This is a genomic window from Streptomyces sp. SID12501 (assembly GCF_010550245.1).
Lineage (GTDB): Bacteria > Actinomycetota > Actinomycetes > Streptomycetales > Streptomycetaceae > Streptomyces.
Genome location: NZ_JAAGLU010000271.1, coordinates 1 through 605 on the forward strand (window position 1 = coordinate 1; position 605 = coordinate 605).

The following is a 605-nucleotide window of genomic DNA, read 5'->3' on the forward strand; positions in this document are numbered from 1 at the left end:
GCGCAGCACCTCGGCCATGTACATGCGCTCGGCGCGGTACCGCTCCGCGAGGCCGGGGCGCGAGCAGTACTCCATGACGAGGTACGGGCGGCCGTCCGCGGCGATCGCCGCGTGGTGGATCGTGACGATCGACGGGTGGTGCGACAGCTGGGCCATGAGGTTGGCCTCGGTCTGGAACCGCGCGCGCACGTCGTCGTCGAGGCTGCCCGCGAGCAGCACCTTGACCGCGACGTCGCGGCTCGGCAGGTGCTGGTGGTACAGGAAGACGTCCGCGAAGCCACCGAGCCCGAGCACGCGGACGTGCTCGTAGCCCGGCAGGTCCGGCGGCGCGGACGCCTCACGACGAGCTGTCACGCGCTGCGCTCCACGGTGAACGTCACGCCGTCGCCGAGGTCGACGACCTCGTCCGTGCCGACGACGCTCGGCTCGCCCGGGTGCAGGCGACGCACGCCCTGGCCCGGGCGCGACACGTGGACGCCGTTCGTCGAGTCGAGGTCGGTGACCACGACGTGCTCGCCCTCGGTGCGCACCTCCGCGTGCGTGCGGGAGATGTCCTGGTTGGGGCTCGGCACGGTCACGAGGCGCGGCAGCTCGGGGTTGGTCAC

2 protein-coding genes are annotated in these 605 nt (G+C 72.7%); both read right to left on the reverse strand.

Going from position 1 to position 605, the window contains the following annotated elements; translation table 11 throughout:
• On the reverse strand, positions 1–354 hold a 354-nt coding region (locus tag G3I71_RS45685), incomplete at its 3' end, for a protein kinase (RefSeq protein WP_164324842.1).
• A partial coding sequence (locus G3I71_RS45690) for an FHA domain-containing protein (RefSeq protein ID WP_164324844.1) occupies positions 351–605 on the reverse strand: 255 nt, incomplete at its 5' end. The genes G3I71_RS45690 and G3I71_RS45685, both read right to left, overlap by 4 nt.